Here is a 25,064-nt window from a genome sequence, read left to right on the forward strand (position 1 = left end):
GGAACAATCATGGCGTTCAAACATATTGTGATGTGGACTTTACTCGATACTGCCAATGGAAATGATAAAAGTACAAATGCTAAATTAGCGAAAGAAGCTCTTGAAGCGCTTAATGGTCAGATTCCAGGGTTACAACATTTGGAAGTTGGTATTGATTGTCTGCAAGGTGCAGGTTCTTACGATTTAGTATTAATTGCTGATCTCGATTCTCGTGAAACGTTAGATATATATCAAGATCACCCAGCACATCAAGCTGTGTTACCTATGATGAAAAGCATCACTAGCCAGCGTGCAGCTGTAGATTATTAACGATTATTTAAAATAAGCGCGTTTGAGCTATGACCTCTTTATAGATAGGTACATAGATATATAAGAAAGGAGAGCGTTTGCTCTCCTTTTTGTATCCTGCCATTTTCATATCTAAACGAGCTTTGATAGAACGTTTGGCTGCATGCAGTAATAAAGCTCTTAGCTAGAGAATGTATCGCGTAAGTTATGCGCTGCTGTCACCATATTCTTCAATGCTGCTTCTGTTTCTTTCCAGCCACGTGTTTTCAAACCGCAATCAGGGTTAACCCATAAGCGTGCGACATCAATGTATTCACTGGCATTGGTGATTAACTGTGTCATCCATTCAACACTTGGTACGTTTGGAGAGTGAATATCATAAACACCCGGACCAATATCATTTGGGTAACTAAAATCAGTAAAGGCTGATAACAGTTCCATGTTAGAGCGTGATGTCTCAATCGTGATAACATCCGCATCTAATGCGGCAATTGACGGCATTATGTCATTAAATTCACAGTAACACATGTGTGTATGGATCTGAGTATTGTCCCTTACACCTGACGCACTGATACGGAACGCTTTAGTCGACCAATCTAAATAGGCTTGTTGCTCGCTATTACGTAGCGGTAAACCTTCACGCAGTGCTGGCTCATCAATTTGAATCACTTTAATTCCAGCCCTTTCTAAATCAACTACTTCATCACGAATGGCCAGTGCAATTTGGTTGGTTTGTTCTTCACGGCTGATATCATCACGGGTAAATGACCAGCATAAAATTGTCACAGGACCTGTAAGCATGCCTTTCATTAGCTTGTTGGTTTGCGCTTGCGCATATTGGCTCCAAGCTACAGTCATTGGTGCTGGGCGTGAAATGTCGCCAAAGATGATTGGTGGTTTAACGCAACGTGTACCATAGCTTTGTACCCAACCATTTTTTGAGAATGCGAAACCATCGAGTAATTCACCAAAGTATTCAACCATGTCATTACGCTCTGGTTCGCCGTGTACCAGTACATCTAGCCCGAGTGCTTCTTGGCGTTTGACTACATCTTTGATCTCTGCTTGCATCTTGGTGATGTATTGGTCTTGGCTGATCACATTTTGTTTAAATTGATTACGGGTCTGACGAATATCACTGGTCTGTGGAAATGAACCAATCGTTGTCGTTGGGAATAATGGTAAATTCAATTCTTGCTGCTGGCTTGTGATACGTTGTGTGAATTGACTATGACGTTGTGCATCCTGGTCGGTAATTGCAGCAACACGCGCTTTAACCGCAGTGTTATGAATGCGAGATGACGTTGCTCGAGATGCAACTACGGCTGTTGATTCCGCCAATTGTGTTGTAAATTGCTCAGAACTCTCACCGCTTAGTAGTGCATTGATAGTGCTAATTTCAGTTAATTTCTGCGTTGCATAAGCTAACCAAGATTTAAGTTCTGCATCGAGTTTGTTTTCGTTATCGAGATCAACGGGGCTATGTTGTAATGAACATGAAGAAGCAACCCATAAACGTTCACCTAACTGTGTTTTAGCTTGCTGTAATGCGCTGATTGATTGAGCAAGATCGTTACGCCAAATATTACGACCATTAACAATACCAGCAGATAAAATAGCGTTAGCAGGCAGTAAAGCTAATGCTGAGTCGAGTTGCTGTGGTGCACGAGATAAATCAATGTGGAAGCCATCAACAGGTAATGAGAATGCTAATTCAGCGTTATCGCCTAGCGCACCAAAGTAACTGGTGAGTAGTAGTTTGTTGCTATCTTTTGCTAATTCAGTATAACTGGCTGTGAATGCCTGTTGCCATTCACTTGTTAGATCTTGAACTAGAATAGGCTCTTCAATTTGCAGCCATTCAACACCTTCAGTTGCGATGTTAGCAAGTAGTTGCTTATACGTTTCAACAAGTTGAGGTAGTAATGTCAGTTTATCAAAATCACTGTTGGTTTTACTTAACCAGAGGTAGCTTACCGGACCTAGTAAATTCGCTTTAATTGGGAAACCAAGTGCTTTTGCTTCTTGGATCTCTTCAACAAGTTGGTTGTAGCTTAATGCGAAATTTTGGTCTTCGTTTAGTTCTGGAACAAGATAGTGATAATTAGTATCAAACCATTTCGTCATTTCACATGCTGCAGCTTGTTGGCCACAGCAAGGGCTAGAACCTCGCGCCATATTGAACAGCGTATCAAGGGTGATTTTTTCTTCTTGATGACGCTCTGGGATAACACCTAACGTCGCTGATAATGCTAATACTTGGTCGTACCAAGCAAAGTCACCCACAGTGATGAAGTCTAGCCCCGCGTCAATTTGCTGTTGCCAATGTTTAGCCCGCAAGTTTTTACCTACGGTTTCTAACTCAACTTTGGTGATATCACTTTTCCAATATGATTCAATTGCTTTTTTTAATTCGCGGTCTGCCCCGATACGTGGGAAACCTAATATGTGTGATTTAGCCATCTGTAACTCCATTTTCTTAGATGTAATTGTTTGCTTGAGTCTTAAACTTTAAATTAAAATGGTAAACTTAATGTATAGACGCTTAGCTGTTTAGATGGCTAAAGTATTGAATATTATTTCACATGAATCAAATTCATATTTTTACTGATTAAGTTGAAATTAATTGATGTTGGCATTATGCTAAATTTAGTCATCTGTTTAAAAGGAAATTAACGATGCTCGAAGTTAAGCATTTGAAAACTATTATCGCATTAGAAAAAACCGGTTCATTAGTCGAAGCATCTGAAAGCCTCTATATGACGCAGTCAGCGTTATCACATCAGATAAAAGATCTTGAAGATCGTTTAAATACGGCGTTATTTATTCGTAAAACAAGGCCGTTACGCTTTACGGTCGCAGGGGAGAGGGTGCTTAAACTTGCTAAATCAGTACTGCCTATGTTTGCTAATACTGAACGTGATATTAGCCGTTTATTATCGGGTAATGCAGGGCGTTTACACATGGCAATAGAATGTCACAGTTGCTTTCAGTGGTTAATGCCTGCGATTGATGTGTTCCGTGACCACTGGCCTGAAGTGGAACTTGATTTAACCTCAGGCTTTAGCTTTGCCCCTTTACCAGCATTAAAGCGGGGGGACGTAGACTTAGTTGTGACGTCTGATCCACAAATATTATCCGGCATTCATTACGAACCGCTGTTTAGTTATCAGCCGATGCTCGCGGTTAGTCGTCATCATACTTTAGCGAGTAAAGCATATGTCGAACCAGAGGACCTGAGTGATGAAACCTTGATCACATACCCTGTTGAGCAGGAACGACTAGATATCTTTAATCTATTTTTAGATCCTGCGGGTGTTTCGCCTCATGCCATTCGACATGCGGAATTAACGATCATGATGTTACAGTTGGTAGCCAGTGGACGCGGTGTCGCAGCATTACCAAATTGGGCATTAACGGAGTATTTGGAGAAAGATTATATTTTAGCTAAGCCGCTTGGTGAAGAAAGTTGTTGGACAACGCTATATGCAGCTATTCGTATAGAGCAACTTGAAATGCCTTATATGGTTGAGTTTTTAAAAGATGCGAAAGAAAGTTCATTTCAGAAGCTGAAAGGGATAAAAACAGCGAACTTATAGTCTTTTAATTGTTAAAAAGGGGGAATGAATTTAGTGAGTTCATTCCCCCTTTATGCTTAGAGTTGACCTGTACTATTGTTCATTCAATAACTGCTGCACAAGCATTCTTACCGTATCAATATCAAAAGGCTTGTCACACAGTGCTGAGACACCTGCTTGTTTTACCGCAGTTAATTGTGCGCTGCCTTCTTCAGAAGTCACCATCAGCACAGGTAGGTAAGATAACTCTGGGTTCATTCTGATTTTTTCAATTAGCTCTTTGCCATCCATTTCAGGCATGTTGTAATCGGTAACGATCAAATCGAATGTATTCTGAGCTAAATATTCCAGTGCTTCGACACCATTTTCTGCCGTGGTTATATTCACAATGCCCATACTATTGAGTACGCGACAGATGTGTTTTCTCGCTGTCAGACTGTCATCAACTACCAGTATTTTTAATGAGGTTACATCGTATAAATCCAGTTCCATTTCTTCTGGTTCAATGTAACTAAGTGTGGCATTAAGTGCGCGTTGCAAGTCGACAAATTTAAATGGCTTGGGCAAAATTGCGATCGCACCCGCTTGTTTCACTTGATCTAAGACTGAAAATCGTTGCTCGCTAGAAATGAGCATAAAGGCAATATTTTCAGTAAGCACATTAGATTTAACGTATTCAGCCAATTCAGCCCCAGATCCATCTTCAAAGTACATCGCGCTGATGATCAAATCTGGAATAAATCCGGTTAAGCTTTCCTTTGCCTGCTCGATTGAAACAAGGCATTCGATATTATCAACACCAGCATCATGTAATTGTGTTGTAATAAATTTACGTTGTGTACTAGAAGGCTCAATTAATAAAATGGACAGATCACGAACTTCAAGACTCATATGATTCCTTGTTATATAAGTTGATATTACAGCTGAATGGTCAACAGTATGACTAATGTATTATAGTCGCTATAAATTACCGTGACTTAATAAGATAGTCTAGTTTTAGCTCGATAAATAGTGACATTGATTGCCCATATTATTTTATTCTTGTAAATAATATACTGAACTGATTAATTTGTAGTTACTTAATTTACCCCCGAGTTGAAGATGAAGAGGGTTTTATAGTAAACGATAGCCGATAGTAATTTTAATTCCTACCATGATTTTATCTCGAAATGAGTTAGCACTTTTAATTCAATCATCATAAGTGAATATAAATTCCCCATTCATTTGTGTATGTTTAAACTTTAGCCACTTTAATTTAACTGGCTATAATCTGTGCTTAATGAAAACAGTACGATAGATTAATTTATACATATATTGTTATTGTTATTGGTATTTAGGTAAAACTATCACGGATTTTTAAAAGATAGTCAGGTTTCTCTATAGCCAAAAATTAAAATACCCAGTCAGGTAGCTCGTCTTGTATATAAGTCTAAATTAATGATTATAGAATGACTCCTTCTTGAATGTGATGATGATTTAATCATATTAAATTTCAATCGATTACCTGTTTTTATTCGTAGGTTAATTTGATTTTATAGACGTAACATTGTGTAAATTCTATAAATTTAAAAGGAGTCATTGGGGGGGGGGGAGGAACCATTTACAATGACTATCCGCTTTATATTTTTTGATGCTTTAAGTAACGGAGTTACGAGTCATTCGCAACGTGTAATATTTTTAGAAACAGTTGAGTATTGAATAAACGAGGGGTTTACAACTATACAGATGCAGAGGACTAACATTTATTACCGCAGCCCTTGAGCCTTAGGTCTATATTGTCTACAATAGCGCACTTTTTGTTTACTACAGGTCACGAACATGAACGATATTAAATCGAAACCAGCTTTACCGGATCGCCTTTCGGGCAATCCCCGCAGCCCACATCATATAGAAGAAGTTTTCCAGCACGACATTGGTATTATGCTTAATGGTAAAGAGCGTTTCGATGTTGAAGAATATTGTATCAGTGAAGGTTGGGTAAAAGTACCGTCACATAAAGCGTTGGACCGTCGCGGTCAACCGCTTATGATGACGATAAAAGGAACTGTTGAATCGTTTTATCGTTAAGACGTGCCATTGAAAAATAGATAACTTAGTTAAGGGTAATCCCTCTTAGTGAGTTGGCGATATTGTGACGTATTTTTGCAATGCCACTTATTATTTGAATCTAAGTCATCGCAAAAGGGCCTGGAGAAATTTAGGCCCATTTAGCTGTAAAGGCTAATTATCAAGGTCGCTTAACATATGTTGCTTATAAGCCGTATCAGCATCTGTTGTTTCAAACTTTGCTAACTTAGCAGTAAGCGCGAGTTCAAACGTTTGTACTTGAGCCTTGTATGACAAGTTTGATAGGTCTTGACCGATAAACTTAGTGCCTAACCCTTCGAGTGTGGTGCGATAGTGTAAAACAATCTGTTCACGTTGTTTTATATCAAGTCCATTGATCCAGCTTACATCTGTCGTTATATGCTCTGCACGTTGAATCCCATTTGTGATTAAGTTCGCTGTTGTTGTCAGCAACGCTGTATCCCGAGGGCTGGTAATGATAATGGTATTAAGCTGTTGTAAGCCCTGCGATACATTATTGTAGCTTAGTGGAATTAATTGCTGATTTAATAGGTTAAATTGATCTTCTAATGGAAAGTAATAGTCTGCTGTAACAATATTTATTTCGAGTTCACTGATTTTTTTCTGTAACTTATCTCGTTCAAACTCTTGTCTTGAAACTAAATAATCTTCCTCAATCATATTTATGATGTGGCTTAAATCTTGATTAATAATCACGAAGTCTCTTTGCCATACAGTGTCTATTTTGGGCGCTAGATATTCAATATCAGCTAAGGGCTGAGCTAAAAATACAGTAACCTGAGTTTTTGTTTTTTGTGCTTTAATTAATTCATTACTGACCTCTGCAATATCTTCTAAAACAGTACTCTCTGATGGACCGCCAAAAAAACCTTGATCATTGGGATCAAACCTATTCACTAGCTTACGCATACTGATTAAGTTTTTTTGAATAGATTTCCAAGTATTGGGTGCATAGGTAGCAAAATTTTCATCTTTCGCCCTTAGGTAATTTTGCTCAACTTTCGTTACCGCATCATTTACGCGTTGATTGAGGCGTGAGTTACTGATTTTAGTTTGTTGGAGTTCTACTGCTGTCGATGATTTTTTTTCAAAGCTAGCACAACCTGTGACAAGTGTTATAAATACAAGCGTATGAGTGAGTTTAAATAAGTGCATATTCATCCATCCTAAAGGGGGGGTGAGAGTGGAATAACCGTAATTTAATGGTTTGTATAAGATTAGTGTGAGTTAATATATTTGTTGTTAAAATAAGGATAAGTAGTGATAACTATTAGAAAAGTTTGATCTAGAGTGAATAAAATGATTGAGAGATAAGAGTTTGAGTTGTTCTGAATAATTTTAAAGGAAATCTACAGCCTAGCTGGTTGAACTAAGCTGCAGTCAAACCTATATGTTCCCACTTGTCGGTAAACTAAAGCTGAACGTTGTACCTTGGCTTAGCACGCTAGATACTGAGATCTTGGCATGGTGCAATGAAAGTAGTTTTGCAACAATAGCAAGTCCTAACCCCGAGTTACCTTGTTGACCATTGACGGTATTTTTAGCCCTAAAATGAGCATCAAAAATCCGCTCAACATCTTCCTTCGGAATACCCACGCCAGAATCGGCAACACTAATGATTAGCTGGTTATCTTTAGGCTGTAAATGGATCTTAATACTGTCACCAGATTGACAGTGTCTTAGGGCATTATCAACGAGGTTGGTTAGTACTCGCTCCAATTTAGCAATGTCGGCAATGGCTTGTAGACTTGGGTCTTTAGGCTCAATGGAAAGGGTAATCTTCTTTTGTTGTGCTTGTAGCTGGAATTTGCTTAATACGTCTTGTGCTAACTCAGCAACAGCGACAGGTTCTTGGTATAGGCTTACTGTATTGCTGTCGAGTTGAGCTAGTTCGATGATCTGCTCGACAAGACGCTGTAATTGATTAGCGTTCTTTTGTGCCACTTGAATAAAGTCACTCCCAGCGGCTTCAGGATATTGTAACAACCAAGTTTCAAGATAACCTTTTAAGGATGCTAGCGGGGTTTTGAGATCGTGTGAGATATGTGAAAGCATTTCTCGGCGTAGTTGTTCTGTCGATTTAATTTGCGTTAATTGATTGTGTATCTTATTTTCTAATGACGAAAAGTTATTATGCAGGTTAATAATTTCATTCGCGGCATATTGATTCGGTGTTGACGTTGAAACAGTCGTGAAGTCATTTTTGACAAAATTAGTTATATCTTGATCTAGTTGACTAATAGGTCTGACGAGCCGTGCAAAAATGAACACCAGTAGTATAAAGGCTAATGCGAAGAAAATAATCAACACAGCAAGGATCTTATATATATCACTGTCGAATGCTAGGTTCTTTACAATACTATCGTATTTATCACCGCCGAGGATAACAAAGACATAGCCAATTTGTTGGTTGTTTTGGAATATAGGCGCAGCTGAGAACAGTTTTTGCTGATTAGGACTTCTAGGGTTATCTGCATAAATAGGGTAGCCCGCCCCCTTAATAAACCGTTCGAGTGGTTTAATGTCAATAGAATTACGTTTGATCTTACTTGGTTCAGCGGCATATACTAATAGCTTACCTTGGCTATCGGTGATGTATATTTCATAGCTGGGACCAAGTAGCATTAAGCTATGGAAGGCGGGTTTTAGTGCTGTTCGACTAATATCGCCTTGTTGTAAATCCTCTGAATAGTGGATTATTTGCTGAGCTAAGTTTTTGTGTAGTGTTTGTTCTACGCGGGCTGAGTTCGTATCGGTAATTACACAATAAATAAAAAACAATCCCGTTGCCATAGTGACAAACAAAATAATCAACGGAAATGTTATCTGTCCTAGCAAGGATCTATGTGACATCGGAGACCTCCAGCTTATAACCAACGCCCCATACTGTTTTGATGTAAGTGGGTTTTGCTGGATTTGGCTCAATTTTATTTCTTAATCTATTCATGTGTGAGTTGACGGTATGTTCATAACAGTCGTTATGATAATCCCATACTTCAGCAAGCAATTGTTCTCTGCTATACACGCGGCCAGGAGATTTGGCTAAAAAGAATAATAAAGAAAATTCAGTACTCGTCAGCGTTATTAATTCTTTATTTCGATACACACAATGCGTTGCTTGGTCTATGATTAAATCTGCAATCTTAATTTGTTCTGGCACTATGTTATTTGCTGCTTGTGCATTACTACGACGAAGTAGGGCTTTTACGCGCGCTTGTAATTCTAATACGCTAAATGGTTTAGCAAGGTAATCATCCGCACCAGCTTCTAGACCTTGAACACGGTCTAACTCTTCTGTGCGAGCGGTTAACATCATGATTGGAATAATAGCGTCATGGCTTCTTATTGTTTTACATATGTCTAATCCATCCATATCGGGCAGATTGAGGTCTAACAAAATAAGCTGGAACTCGTTGTCGTGTAATAGTTGAAATGCATCTTTAGCGTTGTGGCAGCAAGTCACTTTGTTACCAATTATCTCTAGATTGATGCGAATTAAATTTGCGATATCCTGTTGATCTTCTACCACCAATACGTGTGTATTCATTGTATTTTTACCTCTTATCGCATTTCGACATATGTTTATTAATCTTATCACTGTGTATTGATATTAATCGCAACTCTAGACATAGAGCATATCAGCCTTAGTTAGTGCGATCTACGTTGGATTTTTTTATAAGCGGTTGTATTGATATCATACATATGCACATTTATTTATGCATTTTTATTTATCTTCACTACCGTTAAATTATACCCTAAATATAAGAGTGTAACAGCATGCTTGGCCAGATAACCGAAACTGATAAATTAATCTTGTTATACAAATATGAAACTCAGGGGACGTTAGAGGCTGAATCTGTACTTGATATTTCTGATGAAGAAGCGCGTTTTATCCGTACTTCGGGTGAATATATTTTGTGGGAGGCGGGTAAACGTGACTTTGATTATCCTGAAGTGGCGAATTCACATTGGTTAGAAACCACTTATCGTGGACAAGCGGCTAAATTAGATTGTTTACAAACTCGGGATGCGATCTTATGTCCTTTATTTATGAGAGATCAGTTCTATGGTGAGTGGCATATACATAATGGCTTTTTACGGATGAATATAGAGTCATCACATCATCATATCGAATTGTTCTCGGTAGCGAGTGATGACTGTAATATTCATCCGATATTATTGTTTAAGGACAAGGAGCTAGTAGGTTCGGCGAATATAACGTTAATGGTGTAGAAATAGTGGAGAATAACAGATAGTTTTCACTGTTTGATATGTAAAACCATTTAATTTGATAGTTATAGCTGATTAATCATCATCAAACGCACGTTTAAATTATGGAATCGTTAGTTTTAGTTTATTATATTTTAACCTTTGCTGCTGTAAAATTAGCCATGAATAACCCATGATAAGTATAAAATGTAAAAAAATTACACTTTATAATAAAAAGTAACAACATATGTCTATTTGTTTCATAGTGTCATTTGTAGACATTATACCATTTTGATATCCCACTTCATTTCAAACGAAACCCTTTCATGTTAGTCATGTAAATCATTGAAGATTAAAATAATTTAATCTTGTCAACTGTACTTCAAAGATGCTTTAATCTTAGCTAGATAATTATTTATTTTACGTTTAATCCACATTTTAGATTCTAATTTCCATTTGAAATGAGGTAAGTTAATATAAATTGTTGTTGCGTTAAGTCACATTTTTGTGAACAATCGTTAGTGACAAATAACTCTCTTCATTTTGAATATGAAGGGGTTAAATCCGATATTTTGTACTGATGCTTCTCCGTACCTCATGCTATATGGGATACACATGGAACGTAGTATTTTATCTTTGATGTTGAAACAGACAGGAACAGATGATGCAAATAGGTATACCAAGAGAGAGCCTCAAAGGTGAAACTCGAGTTGCTGCAACACCAGCAACGGTTGAGCAGTTACAAAAATTAGGCTTTTCAGTATTGGTTGAAAGCAATGCGGGTCAATTAGCTAATTTTAGTGACGCTACTTTTGAAGCGGCTGGAGCAACGATATCGGAAGATACCAAACAAGTTTGGGCTTCTGACATTGTACTAAAAGTTAATGCGCCAGCGAATGACAAAGAAATTAAGTTATTACAAAAAGGCACTTCATTAATCAGCTTTATTTGGCCAGCCCAAAATGAAGCACTTTTAGAGAAACTTGCAAAACGTGAAATTAATGTTTTAGCAATGGATTCTGTGCCACGTATTTCACGTTCACAGTCACTTGATGCATTGAGCTCAATGGCTAATATCGCCGGTTACCGTGCAGTAATCGAATCTGCGAATGAATTTGGCCGTTTCTTTACTGGTCAAATTACCGCTGCTGGCAAAGTACCACCTGCCAAGGTACTGATCATTGGTGCTGGTGTTGCTGGTCTTGCTGCCGTAGGCGCTGCGGGTAGCTTAGGTGCGATTGTTCGTGCGTACGATACGCGTCCTGAAGTTAAAGAACAGATCACCAGTTTGGGTGCTGAATTCTTAACGGTAGACTTTGACGAGTCTGCGGGTTCTGGTGACGGTTACGCGAAAGTCATGAGTGACGACTATAAAGTTCAAGAGCAGAAAATGCTTGCTGAGCAAGTTGCTGATGCTGATATCATCATTACCACTGCATTAATTCCTGGTCGTCCAGCACCACGCCTAATTAGCCAAGAAATGGTTGATGCAATGAAAGCGGGTAGTGTGATTGTCGATTTAGCTGCAGTGAACGGCGGTAACGTTGAACCAAGTGTGGTTGATAAAGTTATTACGACTGACGGTGGTGTTAAAGTCATCGGTTATAACGAAATGGCTCGTCGCCTACCAGCACAAGCATCACAGCTTTACGGTACCAATTTAGTTAACTTACTTAAATTACTCACACCAGAAAAAGACGGTGAAATGACCATCAACTTTGACGATGTTGTTCAACGTGGTGTGACGGTAATTAAAGACGGTGAAATTACTTGGCCTGCGCCACCGATTCAAGTTTCAGCAGCGCCTCAAGCAGCGAAACAAGAAGAAGTGAAAGAAGCGCCAGCTAAACCTGAAAAGAAAAAAACAGGTATCTATAAGGCATTATTAGCGGGTGGCGGTATCTGGGCATATTCAGCGCTAGCAAATTATGTTCCTGCTGAATTTTTAAATCACTTAATGGTATTCGCACTGGCTTGTGTGATTGGTTATTACTTGATTTGGGATGTGGCTGCATCATTACATACGCCGCTGATGAGTGTAACGAATGCGATTTCAGGTATTGTTATTCTTGGTGCTTTCTTCCAAATGGGCGCAGAGAGTGGTCTTGTAACCTTACTCGCATTCCTCGGCACATTTATTGCCACTATCAACATCGCCGGTGGTTTTGCCGTTACTGAGCGTATGCTGAAAATGTTCCGTAAATAAGGATTTTTATAATGTCTCAAGAATCAATTGAAGCTGCACAACATGCTATCAATGCTGCGCAAGTAGCGGTAGATGCAGCAACACAAGCCGCGCAATTGGCACAGGTTGCAGTTGCAGAACAAGCACCTGTTGCTGTTGGCGTGGTACAGGAAGTTACAGTCGCAACGGGTGGTAAAAGTATTTTAGAAGCGGCATATATCGCTGCAGCGGTACTGTTTGTACTTGCTCTTGCTGCGTTATCAAAGCAAGAAACGGCTCAGAAAGGTATTTATGTCGGTATTCTGGGCATGATTGTAGCGGTTGTTGCAACATTATTTAGTAGTGACGTAACAAATATCGGTTATATCATTGCCGCTATGCTTGCTGGTGGTGCATTTGGTGTACGCTGGGCAAACAAAGTCGGAATGACTGAAATGCCAGAAATGGTTGCGATCCTAAACAGCTTCGGCGGTTTGGCGGCTGTATTTATCGGTTACAACAGTTATATCGAATACAATATTACAGATCCAGTTATGTTAAGTATTCACTTAACGTTAATCTTCCTGGGCGTATTCATCGGTATCGTTACATTTGTTGGTTCATTAATTGCTTGGGGTAAATTAAACGGTCGTGTTAAATCGAGCGCGTTAATGTTACCACACCGCCATAAAATGAACTTAGTTGCATTACTTGCTACTATTTACCTGATGTTCTCGTTTGTTGGTGCTGGTTTTGAAGGCAACACGACTGCATTAGTATTAATGAGTCTTATCGCAATCGTATTTGGTGCGCATTTGGTGCTATCAATTGGTGGTGCGGATATGCCAGTTGTTGTATCTATGCTTAACTCTTATTCTGGTTGGGCTGGTGCAGCTACAGGTCTTATCTTAGGTAATGATTTGTTAATCGTAACAGGTGCGCTCGTTGGTTCTTCAGGTGCAATTTTAAGTTATGTAATGTGTAAAGCGATGAACCGTTCGTTTATCTCTGTTATTGCAGGCGGCTTCGGTAACGATGTTGTTGCACCAACAGGCGATGAAGATCAAGGTGTTCACGTTGAAACATCTGCTGCTGAAGTTGCTGAAATGCTAATGGGTTCTAAGCGTGTAATCATCACTCCAGGTTATGGTATGGCTGTAGCGCAAGCGCAGTATCCTGTATTTGCAATCACGAAGAAACTGCGTGACGCGGGTGTTGATGTGCGCTTTGGTATTCACCCTGTAGCGGGTCGTTTACCTGGACACATGAACGTGTTACTTGCTGAAGCAAAAGTACCTTACGATATCGTATTAGAGATGGATGAGATCAACGGCGATTTCAACGATACTGATACAGTACTTGTAATTGGTGCAAATGATACGGTTAACCCAGCAGCGAAAGAAGAAAACTCGCCAATCTCAGGTATGCCAGTACTAGAAGTATGGAATGCAACGAACGTTGTTGTATTCAAACGTAGTATGGCAACTGGTTATGCTGGTGTTCAAAACCCATTATTCTTCAAAGAAAATACAACTATGTTATTTGGCGATGCTAAAGAAAGCGTAGAAGAAATCTTCAAAGCAATGTAATTGCGATGTCAGTATCGGTTAAATGATACAAGATTTTTTGAAGATAGAAGGAGCCGAAAGGCTCCTTCTTTTGTTTTATAATGAGTGACAATTTGTCTATTTAATTATTTTTTATATCTCAGCCATTTTTTTGCCACATCGCTATGAATTTAGAGATTGTGATGGTATAAATAAGTGAAATGTTAGGTTTAATACGTAGTTTAATTACAAGCAGATAGGGAATACCATGTTTGAGAAAATCGTTACAGCAGCAGCAGATCCAATTTTAGGTTTAACTGAAGCATTTGCTAAAGATCCACGCGCCGAAAAAATCAATTTAGGTGTAGGTATTTATAAAGATGAAACCGGTCAAACGCCTATCTTAAAATCAGTTAAATTAGCAGAGCAAAAGTTAATTGATGAAGAAAAAAGTAAAAGTTATTTAAGTATTGAAGGCCATAAAGCGTATGCGTCTGCAGTACAAAGACTATTATTTGGTGCTGATAGCGAGGTTGTAACAAAGCAACGTGCAATTACAGCACAAGCACCGGGTGGTACTGGTGCACTACGTACAGCTGCCGATTTTATCAAAAATCATTTAACAAGTAATCGCATTTGGGTAAGTAATCCAACATGGGCAAATCACGGTAATGTTTTCAATACTGCGGGTTTAGAAGTTAAGCAGTATGCATATTATAATGCTGAAACGCGTGGTTTAGATTTCAACGTAATGCTCGCATCTCTAGCAGAAGCGGAAGCGGGTGATGTTGTACTTTTCCACGGTTGCTGCCATAACCCAACGGGTATTGATCCAACGCTTGAGCAGTGGACTACACTTGCGCAATTATGTGCGAACAAAAAACTATTACCTTTGTTTGATTTTGCATACCAAGGTTTTGCAACAGGTGTTGAAGAAGATGCTGCAGGTCTACGTGTATTTACAGCGCATTGTGAAGAACTATTAGTTGCGAATTCTTTCTCTAAAAACTTTGGTTTGTACAATGAACGTGTTGGCGGTCTAACGTTAGTAGCGAAAGATCAAGATGTTGCGGCTGCAGCATTTAGTCAAATTAAATCTGGTATTCGTGCAAACTACTCAAATCCACCTGCACATGGTGCAGCGGTTGTTGCGATTATTCTTGATGATGAAACATTACGTAATCAATGGATTGCTGAAGTAGCTGAAATGCGTGTTCGTATCCACGAAATGCGTGAGCTATTTGTAGCAACACTTGCTGAAATGGGTGTGACTGGTGACTATAGCTTCATTACTCGTCAGAACGGAATGTTCTCATTCTCAGGTCTTACTAAAGAACAAGTTGCTACATTAAAAGATGAGCATGCTGTTTACATTGTCGGTTCTGGCCGTATCAGTGTTGCAGGTATGACTAAAGATAATATGCAGCCTTTATGTAAAGCGATTGCTGCTGTACTTTAATCAGTAATCAGTAATAAATGATTAATGACTAAATGGGTGCTTCGGCGCCCATTTTTTATACATATTTTAGTTTGTAATTATACAATTTTGACCTTTTATATAAAGACTCATATGCTGATGTTTATTATGCTGATAAGTCTATTTTTTGGTTTATAGTGCTAAAAATATTACTGAAAGGCTTATAATTAAACGATTAATCTTTAATTTGTTGTTATTTATATATATTTAAATTGCCTTTCCCTTTTCTAGCAATACTTTATATCAACAAAAATAATATATTTTGAATTAAAAGTTGTACCTAGATCACAAAACGTGTAAATTGCCGCAATCTTTGTAATTTTGAGGCAATAATGAGTAATAAACCACTGCAAATCCTATTAGCTGGCATCGGCATTAACTTAACTATCGGTATTCTATACGCATGGGGTGTTTTCACAGTCCCCCTAGCTGAAGCGTTGAACGTTGATGCATCAGATGTAAAAGCACCGTATAAAATTGCTGTTTTCACATTTGCTACTTGTTTACTTATTGCTGGTATTTTACAAGACAAGATTGGTCCTCAAAAAGTGGCCATGCTTGGTGTGACTCTCGTTGGTCTTGGTCTTATTACTTCAGGTTACACTACGACTTTAGTAGAACTTGAATTTACCTTTGGAGGCATTGTAGGTGCCGGTATCGGTTTCTCATACGCATGTATTAGCCCAAGTGCGATGAAATGGTGGCCAAAAGGTAAAAAAGGTTTAGTGAGTGGTTTAACTGCAGGTGGTTTCGGACTTGCTTCTGTATACCTAGCACCATTATCTACAAGCCTTATCGAAAACTACGGTATCTACGATACATTCAAAATTTTAGGTGCAGGCCTATTAGTAATCGCTATTCCACTGGCGTCTCTACTTGTTGCGCCTCCTGCAGGTTATGTTGCTGACGCATCTGAAGCGAAAGCGGTTGCATCAAGTGATGATATCAATCTTAGCTGGCAACAAATGCTGAAAACGCCTCAATTTTACCAGTTATGGGTAATGTTCATGGTTTCGGCTGCTGCAGGTATCATGTTAATTGGTAGTATTGGTAATATCAGTAAATCAATTGGTCTGACATCAGAGCAAATTGCATTCAGTGTTGTTTTACTTGCTATCTTTAATACAGGTGGTCGTGTAGTTGGTGGCTTAATTTCTGATAAAATTGGCCGTGTAAATACACTTGCTTTAGTATTCATGCTTCAAGCGGGTAACATGGCATTCTTCACTACAATTACAACGCAAATGCCACTGATGGTTGCGATTGCAATTGGTGCGATGTCATACGGTGCACTATTAAGTGTATTCCCAACAATTACTGCTGATAACTATGGCCTAAAAACCTACGGTACTAACTTCGGTATCCTTTATTCTTCATGGGGTGTATCTGGTTTCTTCGGTGGTTTCTTAGCAACTGTTGCTGGTTCAACTAACAATACTTATTTTGCTTTCGCTGCACTATTAGTAGCTGTTACTATAATTGCTTTCTTCACTAAACCAGTTGATAAAGCAGCTGTATTAGCGAAAGAAGGAAATAAATTAACAGCAGCTAAAGCTTAATCATTAGCGCTTATTAATTTGTGTCAAAGGGATAGTTCAAGAAATTGACTATCCCTTCTTGTTAAAAATGAACATTACCGCCTAAACTAAAATATTTCAGGTCTGCTTGAATAACGGTATAACCCGCTTCGATCGTGAATGCATCACCAAACTCAATACCAAATAATATACCGCCAGAAAAACCATATTCTTCCCATTTTTTTGTGTCTGATTTCAGTGTCTCTTCTAAATAGCCAGCCCTTAATTTTGCATAGTATGTACCAGGTGTGCGGTATGTCCCATAGATAGCGTATGACTCATATTCCAAATCAACACTGTTTTTATCCATATCGACAAAAGTACCTTCAAACTCTAAACCAAAGCCACTCTTTTGAATACCTACAAGAAAAGTAGCAGGTAACTTAGGATCGAGTTTGTCAAACGCAGTATATATATAACCTGTTTTAGCACCGAGGTAAAAGTCGACATCACCAGATGTTTTATCTTCAGCTGAGGCTGTTGCTATTGTTGCGAGTGATAAAATGAGAGGGGTTAATTTTTTCATCGTTTATCCTTGTTTTATATGAACTATGCCGTGTTTTTTTAATCATAGTTACAAGAATCAATTTCGCTATAATATAAGTTGTATATCAGTCTATTATCTAATAAATCAAACTATGTTAGTGATATTGATCCACTGCTTTGGGTGTTATTAAAGTTGATTTAGTAAGGAGAAAAGGTTGTTTTCCAATACAATCATTGGTGGTTTCACTTGAAGGTGGTTGAGGTGGGGCTAATCATCGTTTTATAACAAATTTTGTAGTAAAGGTTATGATTTTAATGTGGTTTTAAAATGCTTATTTAAGTCTGACTTAGTATTTAAAGTAGTGATTATTACTTTAAATACAATATCGATTAGAGTGTATTTACTATGTTATTATTCGAATATAGTAACGGATTTAATGAGTTGTCATTAACGGTGAAATGATAACGGGAGGTGCTTGTGAGTAAGAATGTAAAAGGTAGTGGTTTATGGTGGAAGTTATTACTAATCCCCGTATTTATCGGGTTAGCTGTAATGATTTATTTAGATATTATTATTCGTTCAACATTTGATGAAAATAAGTGGGCTGTACCATCGACTGTTTACGCACGTCCGCTCGAATTATACGAAGGCGCTGCTTTAACTGCGGCTGATTTAAAAACGGAACTCGGTTTATTAGGTTATAAATTTGTTGCTCGTCCGACTAAACTTGGGCAAGCAAATATACGAGGTAATCAGGTTCACATTTATACGCCCGGATTTCAATTTAGTGATGGCTTAGAGCCTCCACGTAATATTTCGTTGCTATTGAATGATGGCATGGTTGCTAAACTGGATACTGACGATGGTGTCGGTCTTTTACGATTAGAGCCAGTTGTTATTGGTGGCATTTATCCTGCGCATAATGAAGATAGACTGCTAGTACAGCTATCTGAAGTACCAGAGTCGCTACAAGCAATGTTAGTGGCGGTTGAAGATGATAGCTTCTACGAACATTTTGGTATTTCTGTTCGTGGTATCGCCCGTGCATTAGTGGCGAATATTAAACAAGGTGGTATTTCCCAAGGCGCGTCAACACTGACTCAGCAACTGGTTAAAAATTATTACCTGAGTTCTGAACGCACTTTTAGCCGAAAAGCACAAGAAGCATTGATGGCAATCTTACTTGAATTCCACTTTTCGAAGGAAAAGATTTTAGAAGGGTATATTAACGAAATTTATCTTGGTCAAGATGGTCCTCGTGCTATTCATGGCTTTGGTTTAGCGAGCCAGTATTACTTTAAAACACCACTTGCAGATTTACCTATCGATAAGCAAGCCTTATTGGTCGCATTAGTGCGTGGCGCAAGTTATTACAATCCTTGGCGAAACCCTGAACGTGCACTTAACCGTCGTGATTTAGTGCTAGATATTGCGGTTCGAGAAGGTCGTTTAGACAGTGAATTAGCGGCGACAGCTAAAGCGAAACCGTTAGGCATGGGTGAGCAAACTGCGAGTAGCACCAAGCGATTTCCTGCTTATCTTGATTTAGTTCGCCGCCAACTACAGCGAGACTATAAAGTTGAAGATTTAAGTGAGAATGGTTTATCTATTTTTACGCATTTTGATCCATTGGTACAGAGTAGTGCAGAGTCAAGTCTCACTAAATCCATTGCACGACATAAACGTAATGGCTTGAGTGCTAAACTTGAAGGTGCTGTGGTGATCACACGACCAAATACAGGCGCTGTTATTGCTATTGTTGGTGGTGCGAATGCGCGTTATGCTGGTTTTAATCGCGCCATAGATGCTAAGCGTCAAGTGGGCTCATTGATTAAACCTGCTGTGTACCTGACAGCATTAGAACAGCCTGAAAAGTATAATCTGTCTACCTTGATCAGTGATGATGAATATAACCTAAACTTACCCAATGGGGATATTTGGTCACCTAAAAACTACGATAAGAAAGATCATGGTGATGTACTGTTATATAAAGCGCTTGCTAAGTCTTATAATCAAGCTACAGCACGCTTAGGCAATGAGATTGGCTTAGATAAGGTCATTAATACGATCCATGGTCTTGGTGTCGAACAACGTATAGCGGCTTTGCCATCGGTCACCTTAGGCGCAGTCGATATGACGCCATTAACCGTTGCTCAAATGTATCAAACATTATCTGCGGATGGTTTCTATACACCTTTATTAGCTATTAATGCCGTTGTCGATCCAAAGGGTAATGTGTTGAAGCGTTATCCGTTAGCCGTTGATAAGCGCTTTGATGCTGGTTCTGTGTACATGCTGCGTCATGCGATGCAAGCTGTTACGCATGAAGGCTCGGGGAGAGCCCTCGAATGGTTGTTACCAAACTTTGAAGTCGCAGGTAAAACGGGAACAACGAATGATCTAAGAGACAGTTGGTTCGCAGGATTTTCTGGTGACATGATGGCCGTTGTATGGATGGGACGTGATGATAATGTGACGACTGGTTTAACAGGTTCTAGTGGGGCTTTGCGTGTTTGGGCTGACATTTTCCGCCAACGTTCAGCATTGCCGATTCAGAACTTGCCACCACAGAATATTACAGTCGGTTGGGTTGATCGTGATACTGGTCAAGGTAGCCAAGGTAGTTGTCTTAACTCGATCCCGCTGCCTTTTATGAGTGGTTATGAACCTGAAATTGAATTACGTTGTAATCAAGGGGTTAAGCGAGTGATTGAGTGGTTCCGTGATCTTGTCGAATAATGCGATTTGTCATTAAACATTAATTTTGGAAGTAACATGAAAATAATAAAACGCGCGTGTCTGTTCGCACTGCCATTACTTTTAACGGCCTGCGGGACAATACCTACGTACAATTCCAATGGTACGCAAGTACAAGAGACGAATAATACTGTTCCAGTTTCGGGCGAACAAAGCAAACCGGAACCAAAAGCTAAGCCCAAACCAGCATTGGTAGATGATACGGCTCAAGCACCTGCTGCGGTATTATCACTAATGAAACGTGCTGAAAAACAGGTAAATAGTGGTGATAATCGAGCTGCGATTGCATCATTAGAGCGGGCTATCCGAATCGCGCCACGTTATCCTGAAACTTATTTCCGTTTAGGTGAGCGTTATTTTTATCAAGGTAATTATAAGCAAGCCCGCTCATTGGCTGAAAAATCGATAACATTGGGTGCAGATTGGCTGTTACGTCGACAAGCAGAATCTTTAATTGAACGTGCTGCGGCATATTTATAATTTATAAATAGAGTAAAGAATGGAAATCGAACTACTAGAAATTAAAAACTTTATTAGCCAGTATCAACCTTTTGATCAACTTCCTGAAGAAGCGTTAGAAGAAGTGGTTAAAAGTATTGAGATCTCATACTTCCGTGCAGATTCGATGATTATTGAGTATGGCGATAAGATCCATGACCTGTATTTTATTCGCAGTGGTGTGGTGGAAATATACCGCCGCAAAGGTGAATTATATAACCGCCTCGATCAAGGCGAAATATTTGGTCAGATGGGTTTATTAGCCAATAATAAAGTTCGACTTCCAGCAAAAGCGGTTAAAGACACGCTTGTTTATTGTATTCCTGAAGCGCTCTTCCATGATTTTTGTGAACGTTATGAAGCGTTTTCTGATTTCTCGGAAGTGGAAGGTACGATTCGATTAAAGCAAGCTGTTGAAGATAATAACGATGATGCGAACTCATTAACTACCTCAAAAGTTAAAACATTATTGAGTCGAGACTTAGTAATGTTAAAAAATACGACATCAATTCAAGATGTTGCGAAGGTGATGGCGGAAGAGAGTGTGTCTGCAGCCTTGATTAATGATCCGACTATTGTTAATGAAGATGGCAGCAACTTTGTCGGTATTATCACTCAGCATGATTTATGTGCAAAAGTTATAGCGACGGGTCTGAGCGTTGATAACCCTGTTTCAGATGTAATGTCGACAGAGTTGATGTCACTCGATCATAATGCTTATGTCTCAGAAGCGATGTTGATGATGTTACGCTATAACGTCCATCATTTACCTATCTTAAAGAACAAGCAGCCTATTGGTCTTATTGAAGTCGCGGATATTATTCGTTATGAGTCACAAAATAGTTTGTTGTTGTCGGGCAGTATTTTCCAGCAACAAAATATTGAAGATCTTGTTTTACTCTCTAAACAGCTCAAAGATTGTTTTGTACGTATGGTCAATGAAGATGCGAATTCACATATGATTGGTAGCGCGATGTCCGAGATCGGTCGCAGTTTTAAACAGCGATTACTCGAGCTTGCCGAAGAAGAATTAGGTCAGCCTCCAGTTCCTTATTGCTTTCTAGCTTTGGGCTCAATGGCACGTGATGAGCAATTGATTGTAACAGACCAAGACAACGGTATTATTTTAGATAATAGTTATGATAATGAGAAGCACTGCGCATATTTTGAAAAATTATCTAAGTTTGTATGTGATGGATTAGCCGCTTGCGGCTATACCTATTGTACAGGCGATATTATGGCAACTAATCCTGAGTTTCGTAAAACTCAAGCTGAATGGGAAGATTGTTTTGCTGACTGGATTGATAACCCGAATCCACAAGCATTATTAAACTGTTCTATCTTCTTTGACTTAACAGGCGTGTATGGTCGGGTTAAATGGGCTGAGCAGCTAAATGCCTTTATTTTACGTCGCGCTAAGAAAAATAACCGATTCTTAGCTTGTTTAGCACGTAATGCATTAAACCGTACGCCGCCACTGGGTTTCTTCAAAAATTTTGTGATGGAGAAGGACGGGCGTCATAACAATTCAATTAACTTAAAACGTCGTGGTACAGCACCGCTGGCAGATTTAATTCGCGTACATGGACTGGCAATTGGCTCTCAATCGCAAAATTCATTTGAACGTTTGGAAGATATAATTGAAGCGGGCATTTTACCAGCATCAAAAGGACAGGACTTACAGCATGCGATGGAGTTGATTTCCTTGGTTCGCTTACGTCACCAAGCGTTAGATGTGGAGTCGGAAATTGAACCGGATAATAATATTGAACCAGAAAATATGTCGGAGTTTGAGCGACGTAATCTTAAAGATGCCTTTTTAGTTTTAAGCAATGCGCAGAACTTTTTAAAATATCGTTATACCGCCAATAAAATGTAGGGGTTATTAATGCATAACTTTATCAATAAAGAGATTTTAAACTGGGGTGCGTTTTATAAAGTAAAGGTAGCCCAGAGTAAGGATGAACGTTTAAAGTCTTTTTACCGGACTGGCATGTATCATGATGAAACGAAGTTAAGTGATATTGATTTTGTCGCGTTAGATTTTGAAACGACAGGGCTGGATTCACAACAAAATAGCATTATTAGCATTGGCTTAGTGCCGTTTAATTTGAAACGTATTTTTTGTCGGCAAGCGCAGCATTGGTATATTGATCCAGAGGATAAATTACAAGAAAATTCCATTATTATTCACGGTATTACCCATACAGATCTAAAAGGTGCGCCCGATTTGTTACGGATACTAGAGCCCGTATTAGAGGCATTAGCGGGAAAGGTTGTTGTGGTTCATTACCGCCGTATTGAACGTGATTTTTTTGATAGTAATTTACGTAGTTTAATTAATGAAGGTATTGTGTTCCCTGTTGTTGATACTATGCAGATAGAAGCAGATGTGCAAGATGCGCAAGCCAAGGGCTTTTTCAGTTTATTTAAACGTAAACGTCAGGACTCTATTCGTCTTGCAAATAGCCGATCTCGTTATCATTTACCTGTGTATCCACCACATGATGCGTTAACAGATGCGATTGCGACAGCTGAGTTATTACAAGCCCAGATTCATTATCACTTTTCGCCAGACACTCCGATTAAAAATCTTTGGTTGTAAATAGTAGATAGTAGTTGTAACCAGTAAGCATTTAAAAAATAGTGCGTTAATATTTCATTATATTAACGCGCTATTTTGTTTTATTAGGCTCTGTTTTTATTTCTTATTTTAACTAGGATACATCAAGTCCTTGCTGCCAAAATGCAATTTCCATACGAGTAGCCGTTCTAAATACATGTATTAGGTTACGACCGCGTTGGCTATTTAGGTCGATTTCAGCCAGTAATTCATCAATATGCGATGTACCTTGTGCGACACCTTGTTGAAATTCATCACCACTATAGAGTTCAATCCAGCTTGCGAATGGATTATCGATTAGCTTGGTGTTTACATCTGCGGCTAGATTTCGGCCTATTTCGGCGTATCCGATTGAGCAAGGGGCAAGTGCAGCATAAAGGTCGACGATATCGCCAGCCATACCGGCATCAAGTACATAGCGTGTATAAGCAACGGTACCAAAATCTTCTGGCTCTGCTTCTAAATCTGATTCAGTTAATCCCCAATTGCTACAGTAAGTAACGTGGTGACCAATTTCAGAATCGAGTAATGCATGCACACTTGGTAGTGCTTTACGCATATTAGCTAAGGTACGTGCTTTGTAAATCGCTAACGCGTAAGCACGGGCATATTGCTTAAGAAACAAGAAGTCCTGCTTAAGGTAATGTAAGTAACTCGGCTGTGCTAATGTTCCTTGCGCTAATTGTTGTACAAACGCATGTTGGGTATAGGCATTCCAATCTTCACGGCAGGCATTAATTAGATCTTGATGATTCATTGTTTATGTATCCTAGTTTCTCGGCTATCTTCTACAGAGTTGGTACGTAATTTTGTGCTTTAGGTATTGTTTTGATGATCTTTTGTGAATACATGAATTCGGCATAATAGTCATAACGTTTTAAATCAACCGCAGAAGGGCGTAGCGCGAAACGGGTTAGGGTATCGTTCCAGGCACGTTTATTTAGCTCGTTATTTAACGTGTCTGGTGCATACGCGACAAACTCTTTCCATGATGCTTGTGGGTGATTAACAATGTAGGTCGTTGCTTGCTCTAGTGCTTTATTGAAGGCCTGGATAGCTGCTTTGTCGTAGGTATTGGCATTAGCAACAAATACTAGCTCGTCATAGGCTGGTATGCCGTGCTCTTCTGGGAAGAAGGCTTTTGCTTTAAAACCTTCAAGTTCAAGCTGGTTGGTTTCAAAATTGCGCAGACCACCCCAAATTGCATCTACTTTACCTGATGCAAGTGACGATGATAGTGCCCAGCCTACGTTAATGATCTGTACGTCATCGTAGTTAACGCCGCCTGTTTTTAGCATAGTGCCGACAGTTGCTTCTTCGTTACCTGCAATCGCGATACCAATCTTTTTACCTTTTAAATCAGACATATTATTAATTTTGTTATTGTCGAGTACCATCAAGGTATTGAGTGGTGTTGCAATCAAGGTCGCAGAACGGATTAGGGGTAAACCAGCCGCGACATCAATGGTTAAATTTGGTTGATATGTGATAGCTAGATCAATTTTATTTGCGGCGACAAGTTTTGGTGGCATGCTTGGGTCAGCAGGTTCTTGAATCACCACATTCACCCCTTGTTCTGCAAAGTAACCACGCTCTTTGGCAATAATAATAGGACCGTGATTCGGATTAACAAACCAATCTAGCATCAGTGTTAGGGTCTTCGTTTCAGCATGTGCATTTACCGATAACATAGCTGCTGTAAATACTGCGGCCTTGAATAAGATGTTGTTTTTCATTAAATGTCCTTTTTGTTTTTTGTTTTTTCGTTTTT

General features: G+C 39.1%; 20 protein-coding genes. 12 read left to right on the forward strand and 8 right to left on the reverse strand.

The window, feature by feature from the left end; genetic code table 11:
• Positions 1-9: 9 nt before the first annotated feature.
• Positions 10-309 carry a Dabb family protein gene (locus BT797_RS06225; RefSeq protein ID WP_045109937.1) on the forward strand — a complete coding sequence of 100 codons (300 nt, stop codon included), beginning with the start codon at positions 10-12 and terminating at the stop codon, positions 307-309.
• Between the two features lie 159 nt (positions 310-468).
• Here the strand turns inward: BT797_RS06225 and metE are convergent, their stop codons facing one another.
• Positions 469-2,751, reverse strand: coding sequence for a 5-methyltetrahydropteroyltriglutamate--homocysteine S-methyltransferase (gene metE / locus BT797_RS06230; RefSeq protein ID WP_045109938.1), 2,283 nt, complete (start codon positions 2,749-2,751; stop codon positions 469-471).
• Positions 2,752-2,966: 215 nt separating this feature from the next.
• Here metE and BT797_RS06235 point away from each other — a divergent pair, with 215 nt between their 5' ends.
• Positions 2,967-3,887 (forward strand): LysR family transcriptional regulator, encoded by a 921-nt coding sequence (locus BT797_RS06235; RefSeq protein ID WP_045109939.1) that lies wholly within the window; start codon positions 2,967-2,969, stop codon positions 3,885-3,887.
• Positions 3,888-3,959: 72 nt separating this feature from the next.
• On the opposite strand, the gene BT797_RS06240 is transcribed toward BT797_RS06235, so the two are convergent.
• On the reverse strand, positions 3,960-4,757 hold the full coding sequence (locus BT797_RS06240) for a response regulator (RefSeq protein ID WP_045109940.1): 798 nt from the start codon (positions 4,755-4,757) through the stop codon (positions 3,960-3,962).
• Between the two features lie 927 nt (positions 4,758-5,684).
• Here BT797_RS06240 and BT797_RS06245 point away from each other — a divergent pair.
• Positions 5,685-5,933, forward strand: a complete 249-nt coding sequence (locus BT797_RS06245; RefSeq protein WP_045109941.1) for a DUF3297 family protein — start codon at positions 5,685-5,687, stop codon at positions 5,931-5,933.
• Between the two features lie 153 nt (positions 5,934-6,086).
• Here BT797_RS06245 and BT797_RS06250 read toward each other — a convergent pair whose 3' ends face one another.
• The 3 genes from BT797_RS06250 to BT797_RS06260 all read right to left on the reverse strand — a co-directional run bounded on the left by BT797_RS06250 (position 6,087) and on the right by BT797_RS06260 (position 9,501).
• On the reverse strand, positions 6,087-7,109 hold the full coding sequence (locus BT797_RS06250; RefSeq protein ID WP_045109942.1) for a hypothetical protein: 1,023 nt from the start codon (positions 7,107-7,109) through the stop codon (positions 6,087-6,089).
• A 231-nt stretch (positions 7,110-7,340) separates the two neighbouring features.
• The gene (locus BT797_RS06255) at positions 7,341-8,807 is read right to left on the reverse strand and encodes a sensor histidine kinase (protein WP_244534291.1); all 1,467 of its coding nucleotides are present in this window, start codon (positions 8,805-8,807) and stop codon (positions 7,341-7,343) included.
• Complete coding sequence (locus BT797_RS06260) at positions 8,797-9,501, reverse strand: response regulator transcription factor (protein ID WP_045109943.1); 705 nt, start codon at positions 9,499-9,501, stop codon at positions 8,797-8,799. Before BT797_RS06260 ends, BT797_RS06255 begins: the two co-directional genes overlap by 11 nt.
• A gap of 230 nt (positions 9,502-9,731) precedes the next feature.
• Between BT797_RS06260 and BT797_RS06265 the strand changes: the two genes are divergently transcribed.
• The 5 genes from BT797_RS06265 to BT797_RS06285 all read left to right on the forward strand — a co-directional run bounded on the left by BT797_RS06265 (position 9,732) and on the right by BT797_RS06285 (position 16,910).
• On the forward strand, positions 9,732-10,187 hold the full coding sequence (locus tag BT797_RS06265; protein WP_045109944.1) for a hypothetical protein: 456 nt from the start codon (positions 9,732-9,734) through the stop codon (positions 10,185-10,187).
• A gap of 640 nt (positions 10,188-10,827) precedes the next feature.
• The gene (locus BT797_RS06270; protein WP_045109945.1) at positions 10,828-12,369 is read left to right on the forward strand and encodes a Re/Si-specific NAD(P)(+) transhydrogenase subunit alpha; all 1,542 of its coding nucleotides are present in this window, start codon (positions 10,828-10,830) and stop codon (positions 12,367-12,369) included.
• Positions 12,370-12,380: 11 nt separating this feature from the next.
• Entirely contained in the window at positions 12,381-13,916 is a 1,536-nt protein-coding gene (gene pntB, locus BT797_RS06275; protein ID WP_045109946.1) for a Re/Si-specific NAD(P)(+) transhydrogenase subunit beta, read from the forward strand.
• 226 nt (positions 13,917-14,142) lie between these two features.
• The gene (locus BT797_RS06280; RefSeq protein ID WP_045109947.1) at positions 14,143-15,333 is read left to right on the forward strand and encodes an amino acid aminotransferase; all 1,191 of its coding nucleotides are present in this window, start codon (positions 14,143-14,145) and stop codon (positions 15,331-15,333) included.
• Between the two features lie 350 nt (positions 15,334-15,683).
• Entirely contained in the window at positions 15,684-16,910 is a 1,227-nt protein-coding gene (locus tag BT797_RS06285; RefSeq protein WP_045109948.1) for an L-lactate MFS transporter, read from the forward strand.
• A 61-nt stretch (positions 16,911-16,971) separates the two neighbouring features.
• Here the strand turns inward: BT797_RS06285 and BT797_RS06290 are convergent, their stop codons facing one another.
• A complete protein-coding gene (locus BT797_RS06290; protein WP_045109949.1) occupies positions 16,972-17,454 on the reverse strand; it encodes a hypothetical protein in 483 nt (160 codons plus the stop codon).
• A gap of 438 nt (positions 17,455-17,892) precedes the next feature.
• Here BT797_RS06290 and mrcB point away from each other — a divergent pair, with 438 nt between their 5' ends.
• From mrcB to BT797_RS06310, 4 genes are read left to right on the forward strand one after another with little or no spacing between them, the layout of a single operon-like run.
• Positions 17,893-20,154, forward strand: a complete 2,262-nt coding sequence (gene mrcB / locus BT797_RS06295; protein WP_045109950.1) for a penicillin-binding protein 1B — start codon at positions 17,893-17,895, stop codon at positions 20,152-20,154.
• Positions 20,155-20,190: 36 nt separating this feature from the next.
• A complete protein-coding gene (locus BT797_RS06300) occupies positions 20,191-20,652 on the forward strand; it encodes a tetratricopeptide repeat protein (protein ID WP_045109951.1) in 462 nt (153 codons plus the stop codon).
• A 19-nt stretch (positions 20,653-20,671) separates the two neighbouring features.
• Positions 20,672-22,549 carry a DUF294 nucleotidyltransferase-like domain-containing protein gene (locus tag BT797_RS06305; RefSeq protein WP_045109952.1) on the forward strand — a complete coding sequence of 626 codons (1,878 nt, stop codon included), beginning with the start codon at positions 20,672-20,674 and terminating at the stop codon, positions 22,547-22,549.
• 9 nt (positions 22,550-22,558) lie between these two features.
• Positions 22,559-23,275 carry a 3'-5' exonuclease gene (locus BT797_RS06310; protein ID WP_045109953.1) on the forward strand — a complete coding sequence of 239 codons (717 nt, stop codon included), beginning with the start codon at positions 22,559-22,561 and terminating at the stop codon, positions 23,273-23,275.
• A 112-nt stretch (positions 23,276-23,387) separates the two neighbouring features.
• On the opposite strand, the gene tenA is transcribed toward BT797_RS06310, so the two are convergent.
• Together tenA and BT797_RS06320 are read right to left on the reverse strand one after the other, a co-directional pair.
• Positions 23,388-24,050: a thiaminase II gene (tenA, locus tag BT797_RS06315; protein ID WP_045109954.1), complete on the reverse strand. Its 663-nt coding sequence runs from the start codon at positions 24,048-24,050 to the stop codon at positions 23,388-23,390.
• Between the two features lie 31 nt (positions 24,051-24,081).
• Entirely contained in the window at positions 24,082-25,029 is a 948-nt protein-coding gene (locus BT797_RS06320) for an ABC transporter substrate-binding protein (RefSeq protein ID WP_045109955.1), read from the reverse strand.
• Positions 25,030-25,064 lie beyond the last annotated feature (35 nt).

Source organism: Moritella viscosa (assembly GCF_900120065.1).
Lineage (GTDB): Bacteria > Pseudomonadota > Gammaproteobacteria > Enterobacterales > Moritellaceae > Moritella > Moritella viscosa.

Bases quoted from the DNA above. Each gene is read 5' to 3' on its own strand.
- BT797_RS06310 (WP_045109953.1), top strand. From the start codon at position 22,559: ATGCATAACTTTATCAATAAAGAGATTTTAAACTGGGGTGCGTTTTAT.
- BT797_RS06245 (WP_045109941.1), top strand. From the start codon at position 5,685: ATGAACGATATTAAATCGAAACCAGCTTTACCGGATCGCCTTTCGGGC.
- BT797_RS06235 (WP_045109939.1), top strand. From the start codon at position 2,967: ATGCTCGAAGTTAAGCATTTGAAAACTATTATCGCATTAGAAAAAACC.
- pntB (WP_045109946.1), top strand. From the start codon at position 12,381: ATGTCTCAAGAATCAATTGAAGCTGCACAACATGCTATCAATGCTGCG.
- metE (WP_045109938.1), bottom strand. From the start codon at position 2,751: ATGGCTAAATCACACATATTAGGTTTCCCACGTATCGGGGCAGACCGC.
- BT797_RS06320 (WP_045109955.1), bottom strand. From the start codon at position 25,029: ATGAAAAACAACATCTTATTCAAGGCCGCAGTATTTACAGCAGCTATG.
- BT797_RS06225 (WP_045109937.1), top strand. From the start codon at position 10: ATGGCGTTCAAACATATTGTGATGTGGACTTTACTCGATACTGCCAAT.
- BT797_RS06305 (WP_045109952.1), top strand. From the start codon at position 20,672: ATGGAAATCGAACTACTAGAAATTAAAAACTTTATTAGCCAGTATCAA.
- BT797_RS06270 (WP_045109945.1), top strand. From the start codon at position 10,828: ATGCAAATAGGTATACCAAGAGAGAGCCTCAAAGGTGAAACTCGAGTT.
- BT797_RS06260 (WP_045109943.1), bottom strand. From the start codon at position 9,501: ATGAATACACACGTATTGGTGGTAGAAGATCAACAGGATATCGCAAAT.
- BT797_RS06265 (WP_045109944.1), top strand. From the start codon at position 9,732: ATGCTTGGCCAGATAACCGAAACTGATAAATTAATCTTGTTATACAAA.
- BT797_RS06255 (WP_244534291.1), bottom strand. From the start codon at position 8,807: ATGTCACATAGATCCTTGCTAGGACAGATAACATTTCCGTTGATTATT.
- BT797_RS06300 (WP_045109951.1), top strand. From the start codon at position 20,191: ATGAAAATAATAAAACGCGCGTGTCTGTTCGCACTGCCATTACTTTTA.
- BT797_RS06240 (WP_045109940.1), bottom strand. From the start codon at position 4,757: ATGAGTCTTGAAGTTCGTGATCTGTCCATTTTATTAATTGAGCCTTCT.
- tenA (WP_045109954.1), bottom strand. From the start codon at position 24,050: ATGAATCATCAAGATCTAATTAATGCCTGCCGTGAAGATTGGAATGCC.
- BT797_RS06250 (WP_045109942.1), bottom strand. From the start codon at position 7,109: ATGCACTTATTTAAACTCACTCATACGCTTGTATTTATAACACTTGTC.
- BT797_RS06285 (WP_045109948.1), top strand. From the start codon at position 15,684: ATGAGTAATAAACCACTGCAAATCCTATTAGCTGGCATCGGCATTAAC.
- BT797_RS06290 (WP_045109949.1), bottom strand. From the start codon at position 17,454: ATGAAAAAATTAACCCCTCTCATTTTATCACTCGCAACAATAGCAACA.
- BT797_RS06280 (WP_045109947.1), top strand. From the start codon at position 14,143: ATGTTTGAGAAAATCGTTACAGCAGCAGCAGATCCAATTTTAGGTTTA.